This window comes from Shewanella livingstonensis, assembly GCF_003855395.1.
Classification (GTDB): Bacteria; Pseudomonadota; Gammaproteobacteria; order Enterobacterales; family Shewanellaceae; genus Shewanella; species Shewanella livingstonensis.
Window position 1 is genome coordinate 2,939,888 of sequence record NZ_CP034015.1, and the last position, 15,072, is coordinate 2,954,959.

The following is a 15,072-nucleotide window of genomic DNA, read 5'->3' on the forward strand; positions in this document are numbered from 1 at the left end:
AATGACAGCTTTGGCAGTGTTAGTGCCTCATTTGGCGCTGTTACTGCCAATTGCGTCTGGATATTTTTCGAGGTTTAATGCTTATCGATTAACCGCACCCGATCATCAAATGTCATATTCAATTCTCTCAATATCCTTAAACAATGCTGCAACGTTTATATCTTTGCCGTAACGACTAAAAGTGATGTTTGGATTAGCGTGACCGACAATTTGAGCAACAATATGCTCACTGATATCCAGTTGCTTCATTTCATCGATAAACGTGTGTCTGAGGCCGTAGGCGGTTGGACGCTGGTTAGCTTGCATGCCTATCTCGGTTTGAAGTTTGGCGAGCTGTTTGCAGTAAGTTTTTGACCAATCTTCAATGATGCCGATAGGTTTATAATCAAACAGCTGGGTATGTGTTGATTTTCTTTGCTCAACAAACGCAATAAAGCCTAGCTCAAGCAAGTATTTGTGAATGGGCACATAACGTTTGGCATTTAGGTTCTTTAATCGTTGTACTGCACCACTATCATCAACGCTAATGCAGTGTATGCCATCGATTAGTTTGATATCTCCAGGTTTGAGCTGGCAGGCTTCTGAAGGCCTTAAACCACCATAAAGCATTAATCGGGTGACCCATTTGAAATCAATTGTTGAAACCTTGAATGATGAGCTGCGAAGTAGTCGTTTAAGTTCAATGTGCGTCCAGCGGTCTCTAGCTTGATTCGGTTTAGCTTTTGGTTTTTGACCGACAGTAACGCTTTCAAAGGGGTTGCTGGTGCAGTAGTTCATTAATTGGCACCACTTAAAGAACTGAAATATGGCAGCTAAGTACTCTTTATTGCTTTTGTAGCTTCGGCCTTGAGTTAGTAAAGCATCTCGATAGGTCATCGCATCAGCACTGGTGATGTCATGCACACATTTATATTCAGCTTGAAGCTTGGTTTTAAGAATGGATTTTGATGATACGGTATCAATAAAATGCCGAGTACGCTGCTCAAGCTGCTTGATAGACAGCGGCCGAATGGCTGATTTTTGTTTTGAAATAATAAATGCGCTTAATGCTTCGTTTAACCCAATAACAGGCTTTGCTTGCGCCACAGAGGTAGTTTCACGATGCTGAGACAATTTAGTCTCTCTAATGGGGATAGCATGAGGTTTTTGCGTGATGTTGAATGTAATATCAGGATCAGCTGCATCAAACTGAGCTCTAAGATTGTTAATGACCTCATCAACGTAGCGAATAAAGTCATTAATACGGGTTTGATGGTCAATAGACTTGATGATTTTTTTGAGTGCTCCGGCAACATCAATGTTACGGATGACTGCTTCTGCTCTGTCACGAGTGAGTAAGGAGACTTTTACGTCAAAGGGAAAGCCCTTGTCGCGTAAATATTTGGCTAAACAGATACGTGTAAAGTATACGTTGTTGGGTGCTCGATAAAGATACATTGTCTGAGTCAATCCTTATGGAGAGCCCCTCAAACGCCAAAAACAAAAAAAGCCGTTGATAATCAACGGCTTTTCTCGTATTTAATGTGGCGGAGGGATAGGGATTTGAACCCTAGAACGGGATAAACCGTTGCCGGTTTTCAAGACCGGTGCATTCGACCACTCTGCCATCCCTCCGAGCGGGCGAATAATATGACAATGACCCTTTGGTGTAAAGCATAAATTGCAAATAACTCACCAACTGCTTATTAAATGCTCAGGATGAAATTTATACCTTCAATGGTTCATCATAACGTAATGTCTATATAAATTTATTTAATGGTTTTGACTAGGGGCTGTTGATCTTTCACATTGGCAGCCAAATTATAGAGCAAGCTAGAGCCAGCAGGCTTTCAAAATTAATTTTCAATTTATCATAGCGGGTCGCTATCGCTCTAAAATGCTTAAGCCGAGCAAAAGCATTTTCAACTAAATGCCGATATTTGTATAAACACCAATCGATATCGCCATTTCCTTGCTTCGAATTTTGTCTTCTAGGGATCACTGGCTTGGAACCACATTCACGCACTTTATCTCTAATCGCTTCACTGTCGTAGCCTTTGTCTGCAATAATAAAATGACTTTGTGGCAACAGTTCAATAAGGGCATTAGCTGCTTTACTATCATGAACTTCTCCACCTGTAACAATGAATTCTATCGGTAAACCAAGCTATCTACCGCGAGATGGATTTTGCTTGTATTACCACCACGACTTAGCCCAATTGCTTGATTTTCATCAGATGATGCACCTGAACTGTGTTGATGGGCTTTTACATAACTTCCATCAATAAATTCCCATTCAGTATCACTATTAGTCGATAATGTTTTGAACAGCCTGAGTAAAATACCTTTTCTTGACCACAGTAAAAAACGACGGTAAATGGTATTCCATAAGCCAAAATATTCAGGTAAATCTCGCCAAGGGCAGCCGACACGCAATCGGTAAAGGATCCCTTCCATCGTAAATCGATGCTCTTGCTTGTTATAAACTCTATCATCAAGCAGAATAGCTTTTAGCTTCGACCACATCTCATCAGTGAGCATTAATCGGGGCATGGTAATCTCGTTGTATTTGTTTTTGGCGAAGTGAATTATACGAGATTACCTTCTTCGCACAAAATTCAAACAAAGATCAACAGCCCCTAACTAGACACTGAAAGTTAGCCAAAGATATTGCGTCTGTTAAGCCTCTAAAGCAGACATTAAATAGCGACAAACGTTATTAAACAGCCGATATCAGCGACTTTGCTTGATTTGATAAGGGTTAATGTTTACCTTTACTGCAAGTTATATTGCCAATGCCAAGGATAGCGAGATGCTTTCAGAACAAGCATTCGAGATGATAGATATTGTGGCCCGTGTGGGTAGTTTTACTGCCGCCGCCAATAAATTAAATAAAGTGCCGTCTGCGGTGAGCTATGCCATTAAACAGATTGAAGATGACTTAGGGGTCATACTGTTTGAGCGTCATCACCGTAGTGTTAGTTTAACCCCTGCTGGTGAACATTTTGTGGCGCAGTCGCGCGAAATCATGACTAAATTGAACAACATTAAACGTGATACCCAGAAAGTGGCCAATGGTTGGCGCCCTTCTTTATCCATTGCGATTGACAATATGGTGCGTGCTGACAAAATCAGCGGCTTAATTGCTGATTTTTATCGCCATTTCACCGACATTGAATTGATAATACGCTTAGAAGTTTATAATGGCGTGTGGGAAGCATTGTCTACTGGCAAGAGTGATATTGCCATTGGTGCAACCTCAAGCATTCCAGTAGGTGGCACATTTAAATCCCGTGATATGGGGATGATCCAATGGTCATTTTTAGTCGGTAAAAACCATCCTCTAGCCAAAGCTGAGCATGCATTAACCGATGAAGAATTATTGCAATATCCGTCAATATGCCTACAAGATACCGCACATAATATTGCTCATCGACCTAATTGGTTATTGAATAATCAACGTAGAATTGTAGTACCCGATTGGATAAGAGCAATAAATTGCTTTAGAGAAGGCTTAGGTGTGGGCTATATGCCATATCATTTGGCTGATATTTTTATTAAAGCCGGTGCGCTAATAGAAAAACAACTCGCCACCCCAAAGCAAGACACCGCCTGCTGTTTAGCTTGGAACATCGCCAATATGACGCCTGCTATGCAATGGGTATTAGATCATCTCGGCGACACCGATAAACTAAAAAAAGAGTGGCTTAGTTAAGCCACTTTTGCAAAATAAGTTTTTGTTAATAACATTACTTATACAAACGTTTATGTTAAATTAGCAACTATTAAGATGATGTTTGTTATGAATTAATTTTTGTTTAATGTACATTGCTTACGCTATATAAAAGGATTTAGCTTCAGAGTGAGATATTCTTGTGAAAGATATTTTTCTCGTTGAGCAAATCATGAGTTAACACCTGGAGACGATAATGAATCAACAATCAGTTATATCACCTAGTCTATCGACTACTGATGTCAACAAAATGCTAAAAAACACTTATATGCTTCTGGCGATGACATTGGCATTTTCTGCTGTCACTGCTGGTGTAGCCATGGCAATCAACCTTGGTCCGATGATGTCATTAGGCTTATCGCTTGGTAGCTTAGTATTATTATTTGTAACCCTTAAAAAAGCCGACAGTTCTGCGGCTATCTTTTGGGTATTTGCCTTTACAGGTATGCAAGGCGCGTCACTTGGTTACATCCTTAATCATTATGCTGGTATGGCAAATGGTCCTGGGTTAATTATGCAGGCGTTAGGCTTAACCTCTATCATTTTCGTGTCGCTTTCAGCGTATGCATTAACTACTAAGAAAGACTTCTCATTTATGGGTGGCTTCTTATTTGCGGGTTTATTAGTGATGATCGGTGCTATGGTCATTAATATATTCGTCGGTAGCTCAATTTTATTTATGGCAATGAATGCAGGTATTGCATTGCTAATGACCGGTTTCATTCTGTATGACACCAGCCGTATCGTGAATGGCGGCGAAACAAACTACGTTCGTGCGACCATTTCATTGTACTTAGACTTTTTGAACTTGTTCATAAGCCTGCTACATTTAATGGGTATTGGCCGCGACGACTAATCGTCGATAGAGTTCAGCAGCAAATTACGTTAAAATGACCCTACATTAGGGTCATCTTTTTTATAATGAGCAAATTCATCATTCAAGTAAACGGTAGCGTTTATGGCTCTACAGCCAGTTTTCGCGCGTTATCATTTTGCCAAAGTGCATTAGCTAATGGCCATCAGATTATCAACGTCTTTTTCTATCAAGATGGTGTAACCAACAGTAGCGCCCTCACCTGTCCTGCATCTGACGAAATAGATATGCATTCCAATTGGCAATCCTTGTCATTGCAATATGCGATACCACTAACTAATTGCGTTTCAGCTGCATTGAGGCGTGGTGTATTGTCACCACAAGATGCAACCGAGAATGGCAAACCACAATGGAATAGCAGTGATGCATTTACCATGGGCGGTTTAGGTGAATTAGTGGTCGGTATTGAACACGCTGACAGATTAATTAGCTTTTAATGTTTGGGTGGACTAGGCAATGAAATCACTAGTGATTATTTTTAGACATGCACCATTGGGCACCACGAGTACCCGTGAAGGGCTGGATTTTGCCATGCTCAGTGCTAGCTTTGAACAACAGGTGAGTATTGTATTTACTAATGAAGCGGTATTGCATTTATTGGCAGGCCAAGCCCCCGAGCAAGCAGGCTCTAAAGATTATGTGTCAGCATTTAAAGCACTGTCACTTTATGATATAGACACTGTATTAGTTTGTGCAGAGTCAATGACCACATTAGGGTTACAAGCTGATGAACTGAGCATTAGTGCCACCATCGTTGCGCCGCAGGCAATAACTGACGCCCTACAAGCCGCAGACGAGGTATTAGTATTTTGATATTACACCATATCCAAACATCAGTAATGACTGACGACGCCTTAAGCACTTGCTTGCGATACATTCACCCTAGTGACAGCATTTTATTGTCTAGCGATGCAGTGAATTGTTTATTACAGATTCAGTGGCAACAACGTCTTGCCAATATTCGCCTATTTGTACTGCACGATGATGTGGTTGCAAGAGGTTTAGCTGAACGCTTGATGATGTTAGCCACTAAAGTTGTGGCTAGTTTGGAGATTATTGATTATGGCCAATTTGTTGAACAGTCTTTATTACACGATAAGGTATTAACGTGGTAAATTTTTTTGAATTTAATGGTTTGCAAATTGAAACCGATCATCAAGGTTATTTAAAGCATATCAATGATTGGCAAGAGCCAATGGCAGTGGTTCTTGCCGCAACTGAGAAGATTGAGTTAACTGAGCAGCACTGGGAAGTTATCCATTTTGTGCGTGATTTTTATCTAGAGTACAAGACGAGTCCGGCTATTCGAGTATTAGTGAAAGCTATCGGTCAGCGTTTAGGGGCGGATAAAGGTAACTCGAAATACTTGTATACCTTGTTCCCAATTGGCCCTGCTAAACAAGCCACCAAAATTGCCGGGTTACCCAAACCGGCCAAATGCTTATAATGATACTATTTAAAAAGCCCGCTTAAGAAACCTTAAGCGGGCTTTTTAAATCTACACATTCATCTTTTACAAAGAGGGTTATTAAGGAAAACGTTTTCTACCACTATTAATGCTGCTTGAGCTAGTTCAACAATTAACAACAAGATGAAAATGAAGATAACTGATAACTAACCTGAGCTCGGGATAATAAACGCCTTTCAAACAGTCCTTTGTCCTGCTAACTGTTGAATCGACTTACAATAGACTCGCTATTGACGCGTTAATTCGCCTTGTTAGCAGAACAAATGACAAGCTTGAAAGTGAGCTTGGTTAGCATGTTAATTTTAAATAGCGAAGTTAACGACAACATAGAAGCCAAAATATGTAATGCGATCAAACTTGTTATATTGCGAGTTTATACCTTAGCGGGTTAGCTAAAAATCTAAACAGTTTAATATTCTGTAGCAAGAACCAATACACTAGCCACAGCGTAAATGAACTGCGGCTAGCGACAAATAGGTTTAGCCTATGACGCTTAAGCCGCCCATATATGGACGTAATACTTCAGGTATTGTGATAGTACCATCTTGATTTTGATAATTTTCAAGCACGGCCACTAATGTACGACCAACTGCTAAACCAGAACCATTTAAGGTGTGCAATAAAGCAGGTTTATTATCGACTTTACTACGGTATCTAGCTTGCATTCTGCGGGCTTGGAAATCTTTCATGTTAGAACAAGATGAAATTTCACGGTAAGTATTTTGCGCCGGTAACCACACTTCAATATCAAAGGTTTTACTTGAACCAAAGCCCATATCACCCGTACATAACACCATGGTGCGATGTGGTAAGTTTAATAACTGCAATACCTTTTCTGCATGTCCTGTGATTTCGTCAAGCGCTTGCATTGAATTATCTGGGTGAGCAATTTGCACCAACTCTACTTTGTCGAATTGATGCTGACGGATCAAACCACGAGTGTCACGACCATAAGAGCCGGCTTCACTTCTGAAACATGACGTTAGCGCAGTCATTTTCATTGGCAGTTCACTTTCATCAATAATCATGTCGCGGACATAGTTGGTGAGTGGCACTTCAGCAGTAGGAATAAGCGATAAACCTTGGCCTTCTTCAGTAGCGGGTTTGGTGTGGAATAAATCTTCACCGAACTTAGGTAACTGCCCTGTGCCTAATAAGCTATCTTCGTTAACCAATAACGGTACATAGGTCTCGGTATAACCATGTTCAGTGGTGTGTAGGTCTAGCATAAACTGACCTAAAGCACGATTTAAACGAGCAATTTGGCCACGCATGATAATAAAGCGTGAGCCAGTAATTTTAACAGCGCTTTTAAAATCTAATCCGCCTAAGGCTTCGCCTAAATCTAAATGATCTTTCACTTCAAAGTCGAATACTTTTGGGGTGCCCCAACGACGCACTTCAACATTGTCATTTTCATCAGCGCCTATTGGTGCTGATTCGTCTGGCAAGTTTGGCATGCTCATGGCTATGCTATTAATTTGTTGTAATAACTCACCAAGCTCAGCTTTCTTAGCATCAAGCTGCGCACCTAAATCCCCTACTTGCGCCATAATGGAACTGGTATCTTCGCCGCGCGCTTTAGCTTGACCAATCGACTTAGATATCGCGTTACGCGACGCTTGTAAGTCTTCTGTAGCTACTTGAAGCGATTTACGCTTTTCTTCAAGTTGGGTCAAATTATCGATATCAACAATAAAGCCACGGGTGGCTAAACGATCGGCGGTGATTTCAAGTTCATTACGCAAAAATTTTGGATCTAGCATGTTGTTAGTTCTTTTTAGTTAAACGCGAGAAAATATAAGTTGTTGGCCTACATACACCATAAATAAACATAAGGTGACATTCAACAACACATTTAATATAGCTTTATGCCATAAGCCTTCTTGCAACAGCAGTAAGGTTTCATTTGAGAAAGTCGAAAAGGTGGTTAATGCGCCCAATAGGCCAATGCCAATAAGCGCTTTAATTTCAGGGCTAATATGACTCAACTGCCCTAGCGCATAAACTACGCCCATTAAAAACGATCCCAATAGATTGACTAACAGTGTACCAAAAGGAAAACTGCTTCCAAATAGCTGGATCATAAAAATTGAAAGAAGATAGCGTAAAACAGCACCAATTGACCCACCTAATGCCACCAAGAACACATTAGTCATAGCGTTTGTCCTCGCTTTGTTGATCAAGCTGGGTTAATTGCGCCAATTTATCTTGAATGCGTTTCTCAAAGCCTCTGTTGCTGGGCTGATAAAACTGGCTGTGCTGTAATGATTCTGGGAAGTAATTTTCGCCGGCAGCATATGCCGCAGATTCATTATGAGCATAGCGATATTCTTTACCAAAACCGATTTCTTTCATCAATTTTGTAGGTGCATTACGTAAGTGATTCGGCACTGGCTCATGCCCTGTTTGCTTAGCTAACTCACGTGCTGTATTGAATGCACTATAAACGGCATTACTCTTAGGTGCACTGGCTAAATATAACACGGCTTGCGCAATGGCTCGCTCGCCTTCCGCGGGGCCGATACGGTGATAACAGTCCCACGCATTGAGTGCTACGGTCATGGCCACTGGGTCAGCATTACCTATATCTTCTGAGGCAATAGCTAATAAACGCCGTGCGACATACAAAGCATCGCCGCCGCCTTCTAAAATACGGCAATACCAATATAAAGCGGCATCGGGCGCAGAGCCACGCACAGACTTATGTACCGCAGAAATTAAATCGTAAAATTGATCGCCGTTCTTATCATAACCTGCGGCTTGGTGCCCAGCGACTTGGGTGAGCATTTCGGTGGTAAAGGCTCCTGCATCTGTGACTAAATCGCTCATTAACTCCAATAAGTTTAAGGCTTTGCGAGCATCACCATCGCTAATGTCGGCTAATTGTTTAGCCACATCGGCAGGTAATGTTAACTGACGTTTGCCCAAACCACGTTCAACATCGGTTAGCGCCTGGGTAACAATTAAGTTTATTTCGTCAGAACTTAGGCGATTAATAAGGTAAACGCGCGCCCGTGATAGTAAGGCGTTGTTGATTTCAAATGAGGGGTTTTCGGTAGTTGCGCCAATAAAAATAACCGTACCGTCTTCAATAAAAGGTAAAAAGGCATCTTGCTGACTTTTATTAAAGCGGTGCACTTCATCAACAAACAACAAAGTACGTTGACCACGACTTTGAGCGATAGCCTTGGCTTGTTCTATGGCGGCGCGAATATCTTTCACACCCGATGTTACCGCAGAAATACGTTCGACATGCGCATTAGCGTAATGAGCAATGAGCTCTGCTAAGGTCGTTTTTCCGGTACCGGGAGGGCCCCAGAGTAACATTGAGTGCGCTCGATTTGCCTCGAGCGCCTTACGTAGCGGTTGCCCTTCACCTAATAAGTGTGCCTGACCAACGTACTCACTAATTTCCCTTGGGCGCATACGCGCAGCCAAGGGGCGAAAATCTGGGGCAAAATCGAAACCTAAGTTAGCCATCAAACAACCTAATTAGCTTGCTTTAATCGTTGGTCATCTATATCAACATCATCAGGTACAGCAAACTTAAATATATTGGCTTCGTTCGCTTTTACTGTGCGCTGCTCGGTAAGCGAAAATTGGCTTAGATTACCTTGCTCATCCGTTAAGTTAAATTTAACTAGCTGACTAGATTCAAAACATACACTTACCGCTACAACATTGCTATTGAGCTTTTTAGGTTGGATATCAAAACAACTGGATTTAGGATTAACAACACGTTTACTCACTGAGTATTTATCCCAGGTGGCTTGATCTCGATGCACTAACAAAGCCATTGGCGACGCATCAACCGCTTGGGCAACATCCATTACGGTCACTTCTTCAGCAAAGGGATTATAGATCCACAAATTAACGCCATCGGCCACAATCAATGATTCATCTGGCTGAGTTAAATGCCAATAAAATTGATTCGGATACGCTAGCGCAAATACACCGCTGCCGGTTTGGATTGGCTTATTATTAATGTCGGTCACTTGTTGGGTAAATGTCGCATGCAAGCTATCAATATTAGATAACTTTGCGCGTAATTCAGTTGCATCATCGGCCATCGCCGCAAAGCAACTTAAACTGGTTGTCAATAATAGGCTTAATACAGCAAAACGTTTATTCATCATCATTCCTATTAGTTTCTCGGTGGCGGCGGAGCCAATACTTCACGGTTACCATTGTGGCCTTGAGCGGTCACAATACCTTGGCTTTCCATCATTTCAATAATACGGGCGGCGCGATTGTAACCAATTTTAAATTTACGTTGTACGCTAGAAATAGAGCCTCGGCGAGTTTCGGTGACAAATGCCACTGCATCATCATATAACGCATCCAACTCTTCTTCACTGTCTGAGGTTTCACCGGGTAACAAGACTTGTTCACCATCGGTAGCACCATTAAGGATTTCTTCAATGTATTGCGGCTTGCCACGAGCGCACCAGTCGGCTACCACTTTATGCACTTCATGGTCATCAATAAACGCCCCATGAACACGATTAGGCAAACCAGTTCCAGGCGGTAAATACAACATATCACCCATACCTAACAAGGTTTCGGCGCCTTGCTGGTCAAGGATGGTACGCGAATCAATACGTGATGACACTTGAAACGCAATACGGGTTGGAATGTTGGCTTTAATCAAACCAGTGATGACATCAACCGATGGACGCTGGGTGGCCAATATTAAGTGGATGCCTGCAGCACGAGCTTTTTGCGCGATACGGGCAATTAATTCTTCGACTTTTTTACCCACAATCATAATCATGTCTGCAAACTCGTCAACCACGACCACAATCGATGGCAGCTTTTCAAGTGGTGGCGCATCATCGAGCATGCTTTCTGACGACTTCCATAATGGATCGGGAATGTACTCGCCTTTTGCCGCAGCATCTTTAATTTTTATGTTGTAACCTTTTAGATTACGTACTCCTAATGCCGACATTAATTTATATCGACGCTCCATTTCACCGACACACCAGCGCAATGCATTGGCGGCTTCTTTCATGTCGGTAACGACTTCACAGAGTAAATGTGGAATACCTTCATATACTGACAATTCAAGCATTTTAGGGTCAATCATAATAAAGCGGACATCATCTGGGCCCGATTTATACAATAAGCTGGTGATCATCGCATTCACACCTACAGACTTACCTGAACCTGTGGTTCCTGCAACGAGTAGATGAGGCATTTTGCCTAAATCGACCACCACTGGTTCGCCAGCAATGTCCTGACCTAATACCATAGATAATGTTGATTTACTGTTTTTAAATGCTTCTGAGTCGAGTACGTCACGCATAAATACGGTTTCACGAAATTTATTAGGCAGTTCTAAGCCTACGTAGGCTTTACCAGGTATTACTTCAACCACACGTACGTTTTCAGATAATAATGAACGAGCTAAATCTTTCGATAGATTGGTGATTTTTGAGGCTTTAACCCCTGGAGCTAATTCAAGTTCAAAACGAGTAATTACCGGTCCAGGATACACCCCAACAACATTAGCGATAATGTTAAAGTCAGCCAGTTTAACTTCAACTAATCGTGCTACTTGTTGTAATTCTGCTTCACTGATCGGATTTTTCTTACGGTCAGGCACATCAAGTAAGGTAATGCTCGGTAATGGATCCATTTTTTGACGTGTTTGTTGCGGCGTTTGACCATCAATCACTACAACACCATCAACAATTCTAGCTTCTTTTTTTGGCGTTTGTTGTGCAACTAATGCACCCGTTGAAAGAGGTTTAGCAAAGGCTTCCTCAAATGGCTCATCGGCCGAATCAAGGTTATTGATACTATAGGTATCATTAATATCCTCATCGTCGGCAATGTTGACATCATCTTTACTCGCTACCCAAGGGGCAAAATAAGTCTCGTCATTATCAAGTTGCATCGACGGTTCTTGACGATCATCACTATCAAACTCTTGTTCTTGGTCATCAATGTCTAACACGGTAATGTCTTCAACCGGTTTAGGCTTACGACTAAAAAAGCTGCGTTTCTTTTCAACTACAGGTGGAATAACGACTTGAGGTTTAACATGAATGGGCGCTTTTGTTGGCTTATTAACTTTATCCTGTGATGGCTTAAGTTGTTGATCCATCTCATTGCGGCGCTGAGTAAATTTATCGACTAATGAAAGAAAACCCTTAGTATCCTCGGTTTCACGTTCACGCTTAAATAATTTAGGCAATGTCCATATTTTTTTTGCACACCAAATAGAACCTAAACCGGTTAACTCGATAATAGTTAACCAACTAATACCAGTTGCTAACGTAAAACCCGCACCAATAAAACACATTAATAATAATGTAGTGCCTAAGGTATTAAAGTACGGCAGCATGGCTTGGCCAATCACATCACCTGCTACCCCACCGGCAGAAAACACAAACATATCATCAGCATTCATACTGACCAGCGCAGCTAAAGCTAATAACATCAGAATAAAGCCGATAATTCTTAGTCCAACTGAAAAATAATCTATTTCGAAAACTCTATGCGCACGATTAAAAATAAACCAACCTGTGGTGGCTATTATCATCGGAATTAAAAAGGCGATGAACCCAAAAAAGTAAAACAGCACATCGGCAGTCCAAGCACCAACAGCACCGGTCCAGTTATGTATTTCACCTTGGAAATGCGACTGACTCCAACCTGGGTCGCTGGGGTTGAAACTGGATAATGCCAATAAAATGTATGTTGCAACCATGCAACATAAAATAAGGCCACCTTCGAGAAGCCGTTGTAGGCCACTGAGTGTTTTTAGACTATTTTCCTGAGTCAAACGAAAGCATCCATAAAAAGTGAAAAATAAGGGTTAAGATAACAGAATATCACTGTATTTGCAGTGATTATGCACCTTGATTTAATCAAGCTCAATGGATTGTTATGTCGAATTAATCATGAAACATAAAAGACTTGACGATTACACTCAAGATGATGATTTAATATACAAAATATAACTTAAATCGATAAAATGATGAACTTAGGTAACAATCGTTATCTATTATTCATCATTTAGGTGCTAAGGACTGGATAGGATATTAAGCAGTGATCATTAACCTAGGTTGTACAACGCAACCTTATTAGTTTGTTTAACCTCTTCCATTACAACATAAGTACGAGTATCTGATATTGATGGTAATTTCAGTAAGGTTTCACCTAATAATCGTCTATATGCAGACATATCTGATACTCGAGTCTTTAATAAGTAGTCAAAATCACCAGAGACCAAATGACACTCTTGGATATCATCAAGCAATTGTACTGCGCGATTAAATCGGTCAAAAATGTCTGGCGTATCACGATTAAGGGTGATCTCAACAAACACTAATAAAGAAGCACCTAAAAAATGTGGATTTACCAATGCGGTATACCCACTTATAAACCCTTGTTTTTCTAGCCTTTTAACTCTTTCCAAACACGGTGTAGGACTTAAGCCTACACGTTTTGATAGTTCAACATTTGAAATGCGACCATCCTGTTGAAGCTCATTTAAAATATTACGATCAATGCGGTCTAAATCTTTCACAGAAAAGCTTTTACTATTTGCCATATATTTAACCTTGTTTTGTCCTTAAAACAACACTTTTATCTATTTATTAAGAAACTTCAGCAGCATAATCTACTAAAGCAGCACTATACTAGAGTCTCCTGAAATAAGCACGTTCAGGTCACAATTAATAAAAATTATACCCACTTGAAGTGGGTTTTATGTCAATCGAGGCTCAAAAATGATTATTGGTGTTCCAACAGAAATCAAAAACCACGAATACCGTGTAGGCATGGTCCCTTCAAGCGTACGTGAATTAACAATAAAAGGTCACGATGTTTTAATTCAATCTGAAGCGGGCATGGGCATTGGGTTTACCGATCAAGACTATATTGATGCAGGTGCCTCGATTTTAGCGACTGCAGCTGAAGTGTTTGCTAAATCAGAGATGATTGTAAAAGTAAAAGAGCCATTAACTGTTGAACGTGCAATGTTACGTCACGACCAGATTCTATTTACTTACTTACATCTAGCGCCAGATTTGGTACAAACAAATGAGCTAATCGCCAGCGGTGCTGTGTGTATTGCTTATGAAACCGTAACGGATGACCGTGGCGGATTACCATTACTTGCACCAATGTCAGAAGTTGCTGGCCGCATGTCAATTCAAGCGGGTGCTCGTGCACTGGAGAAATCATTAGGAGGCCGAGGTATGTTACTTGGCGGCGTTCCTGGTGTTGAACCGGCAAAAGTGGTCATTATCGGCGGTGGTATGGTTGGTACTAATGCAGCACAAATGGCAGTAGGTATGGGTGCAGATGTAGTAGTACTAGATCGTAGTATCGATGCCCTACGTCGTTTAAATATTCAATTTGGTTCTGCTGTTAAAGCAGTTTACTCAACTGCAGATGCAATTGAGCGCCATGTGTTAGAAGCAGATCTGGTTATTGGTGGTGTATTAGTTCCGGGTGCTGCAGCGCCAAAATTAATCACCAGAGACATGGTTAAGCGCATGAAACCAGGTAGTGCAATCGTTGACGTGGCTATTGACCAAGGTGGCTGTGCTGAAACATCACATGCAACCACTCACCAAGACCCAACTTATATTGTTGATGACGTTGTACATTATTGTGTGGCTAATATGCCAGGTGCCGTTGCACGTACGTCAACAGTTGCATTGAACAACGCAACCCTTCCTTACATCATCAAGTTAGCTAACCAAGGTTACAAACAAGCATTACTAAATGACAAACATTTCTTAAATGGTTTAAATGTAATTCACGGTAAATTAGTTTGTAAAGAAGTGGCCGAAGCATTAAACCTTCCGTTCACTGAACCAAAGAGTTTACTTGCTTAACATGCTTTGATGTACCTGCTTTGATATAGCTATTACGTTGAACAATAAAAATGCCGCATTAACTCATGCGGCATTTTTTATGTTGAATACTTTTTTTTATGTTGAATACTAATTAGCGAGTTATAATTTTTCGTAATAAGACGCTATTAACTCATGG

The 15,072-nt window shown here is 41.0% G+C and carries 15 protein-coding genes and 1 tRNA gene; 7 read left to right on the forward strand and 9 right to left on the reverse strand.

The annotated features are described in order from the left end of the window. Positions 1–105: 105 nt before the first annotated feature. The 3 genes from EGC82_RS12640 to EGC82_RS12650 form a co-directional block, all read right to left on the reverse strand. Positions 106–1,437: a tyrosine-type recombinase/integrase gene (locus EGC82_RS12640; protein WP_124731082.1), complete on the reverse strand. Its 1,332-nt coding sequence runs from the start codon at positions 1,435–1,437 to the stop codon at positions 106–108. A gap of 87 nt (positions 1,438–1,524) precedes the next feature. Further along, positions 1,525–1,614: transfer RNA gene (locus EGC82_RS12645), tRNA-Ser, on the reverse strand. Between the two features lie 169 nt (positions 1,615–1,783). Continuing rightward, a protein-coding gene (locus EGC82_RS12650) for an IS5 family transposase (protein WP_124731083.1) occupies positions 1,784–2,532 on the reverse strand; the annotation gives its coding sequence in 2 pieces (ribosomal slippage) (positions 1,784–2,145 and positions 2,145–2,532; 750 coding nt in all). Positions 2,533–2,791: 259 nt separating this feature from the next. Between EGC82_RS12650 and punR the strand changes: the two genes are divergently transcribed. From punR to EGC82_RS12680, 6 genes are all read left to right on the forward strand, one after another. Further along, a complete protein-coding gene (gene punR, locus EGC82_RS12655; protein WP_124731084.1) occupies positions 2,792–3,694 on the forward strand; it encodes a DNA-binding transcriptional activator PunR in 903 nt (300 codons plus the stop codon). 214 nt (positions 3,695–3,908) lie between these two features. After that, positions 3,909–4,568 (forward strand): Bax inhibitor-1/YccA family protein, encoded by a 660-nt coding sequence (locus EGC82_RS12660; protein ID WP_124731085.1) that lies wholly within the window; start codon positions 3,909–3,911, stop codon positions 4,566–4,568. Between the two features lie 65 nt (positions 4,569–4,633). Further along, the gene (tusD, locus tag EGC82_RS12665; RefSeq protein WP_124731086.1) at positions 4,634–5,023 is read left to right on the forward strand and encodes a sulfurtransferase complex subunit TusD; all 390 of its coding nucleotides are present in this window, start codon (positions 4,634–4,636) and stop codon (positions 5,021–5,023) included. A 19-nt stretch (positions 5,024–5,042) separates the two neighbouring features. Further along, a complete protein-coding gene (tusC, locus tag EGC82_RS12670) occupies positions 5,043–5,399 on the forward strand; it encodes a sulfurtransferase complex subunit TusC (RefSeq protein ID WP_124731087.1) in 357 nt (118 codons plus the stop codon). Beyond that, positions 5,396–5,701, forward strand: coding sequence for a sulfurtransferase complex subunit TusB (gene tusB, locus EGC82_RS12675; protein WP_124731088.1), 306 nt, complete (start codon positions 5,396–5,398; stop codon positions 5,699–5,701). The genes tusC and tusB overlap by 4 nt, the downstream gene beginning before the upstream one ends. After that, positions 5,695–6,033 (forward strand): TusE/DsrC/DsvC family sulfur relay protein, encoded by a 339-nt coding sequence (locus EGC82_RS12680; protein WP_124731089.1) that lies wholly within the window; start codon positions 5,695–5,697, stop codon positions 6,031–6,033. The genes tusB and EGC82_RS12680 overlap by 7 nt, the downstream gene beginning before the upstream one ends. Positions 6,034–6,533: 500 nt before the next feature. On the opposite strand, the gene serS is transcribed toward EGC82_RS12680, so the two are convergent. The 6 genes from serS to lrp all read right to left on the reverse strand — a co-directional run bounded on the left by serS (position 6,534) and on the right by lrp (position 13,621). Beyond that, complete coding sequence (serS, locus tag EGC82_RS12685) at positions 6,534–7,820, reverse strand: serine--tRNA ligase (protein ID WP_124731090.1); 1,287 nt, start codon at positions 7,818–7,820, stop codon at positions 6,534–6,536. An 18-nt stretch (positions 7,821–7,838) separates the two neighbouring features. After that, positions 7,839–8,213, reverse strand: a complete 375-nt coding sequence (crcB, locus tag EGC82_RS12690; RefSeq protein ID WP_124731091.1) for a fluoride efflux transporter CrcB — start codon at positions 8,211–8,213, stop codon at positions 7,839–7,841. Next, positions 8,206–9,537 (reverse strand): replication-associated recombination protein A, encoded by a 1,332-nt coding sequence (locus EGC82_RS12695; protein ID WP_124731092.1) that lies wholly within the window; start codon positions 9,535–9,537, stop codon positions 8,206–8,208. Before EGC82_RS12695 ends, crcB begins: the two co-directional genes overlap by 8 nt. A gap of 8 nt (positions 9,538–9,545) precedes the next feature. Then, entirely contained in the window at positions 9,546–10,190 is a 645-nt protein-coding gene (gene lolA / locus EGC82_RS12700) for an outer membrane lipoprotein periplasmic chaperone LolA (protein WP_124731093.1), read from the reverse strand. A gap of 11 nt (positions 10,191–10,201) precedes the next feature. Beyond that, positions 10,202–12,850 (reverse strand): DNA translocase FtsK, encoded by a 2,649-nt coding sequence (locus EGC82_RS12705; RefSeq protein WP_124731094.1) that lies wholly within the window; start codon positions 12,848–12,850, stop codon positions 10,202–10,204. A 273-nt stretch (positions 12,851–13,123) separates the two neighbouring features. Beyond that, a complete protein-coding gene (gene lrp / locus EGC82_RS12710; protein ID WP_101087629.1) occupies positions 13,124–13,621 on the reverse strand; it encodes a leucine-responsive transcriptional regulator Lrp in 498 nt (165 codons plus the stop codon). Positions 13,622–13,799: 178 nt separating this feature from the next. Between lrp and ald the strand changes: the two genes are divergently transcribed. Next, on the forward strand, positions 13,800–14,915 hold the full coding sequence (gene ald / locus EGC82_RS12715; RefSeq protein WP_124731095.1) for an alanine dehydrogenase: 1,116 nt from the start codon (positions 13,800–13,802) through the stop codon (positions 14,913–14,915). The last annotated feature ends 157 nt before the right edge of the window (positions 14,916–15,072 follow it).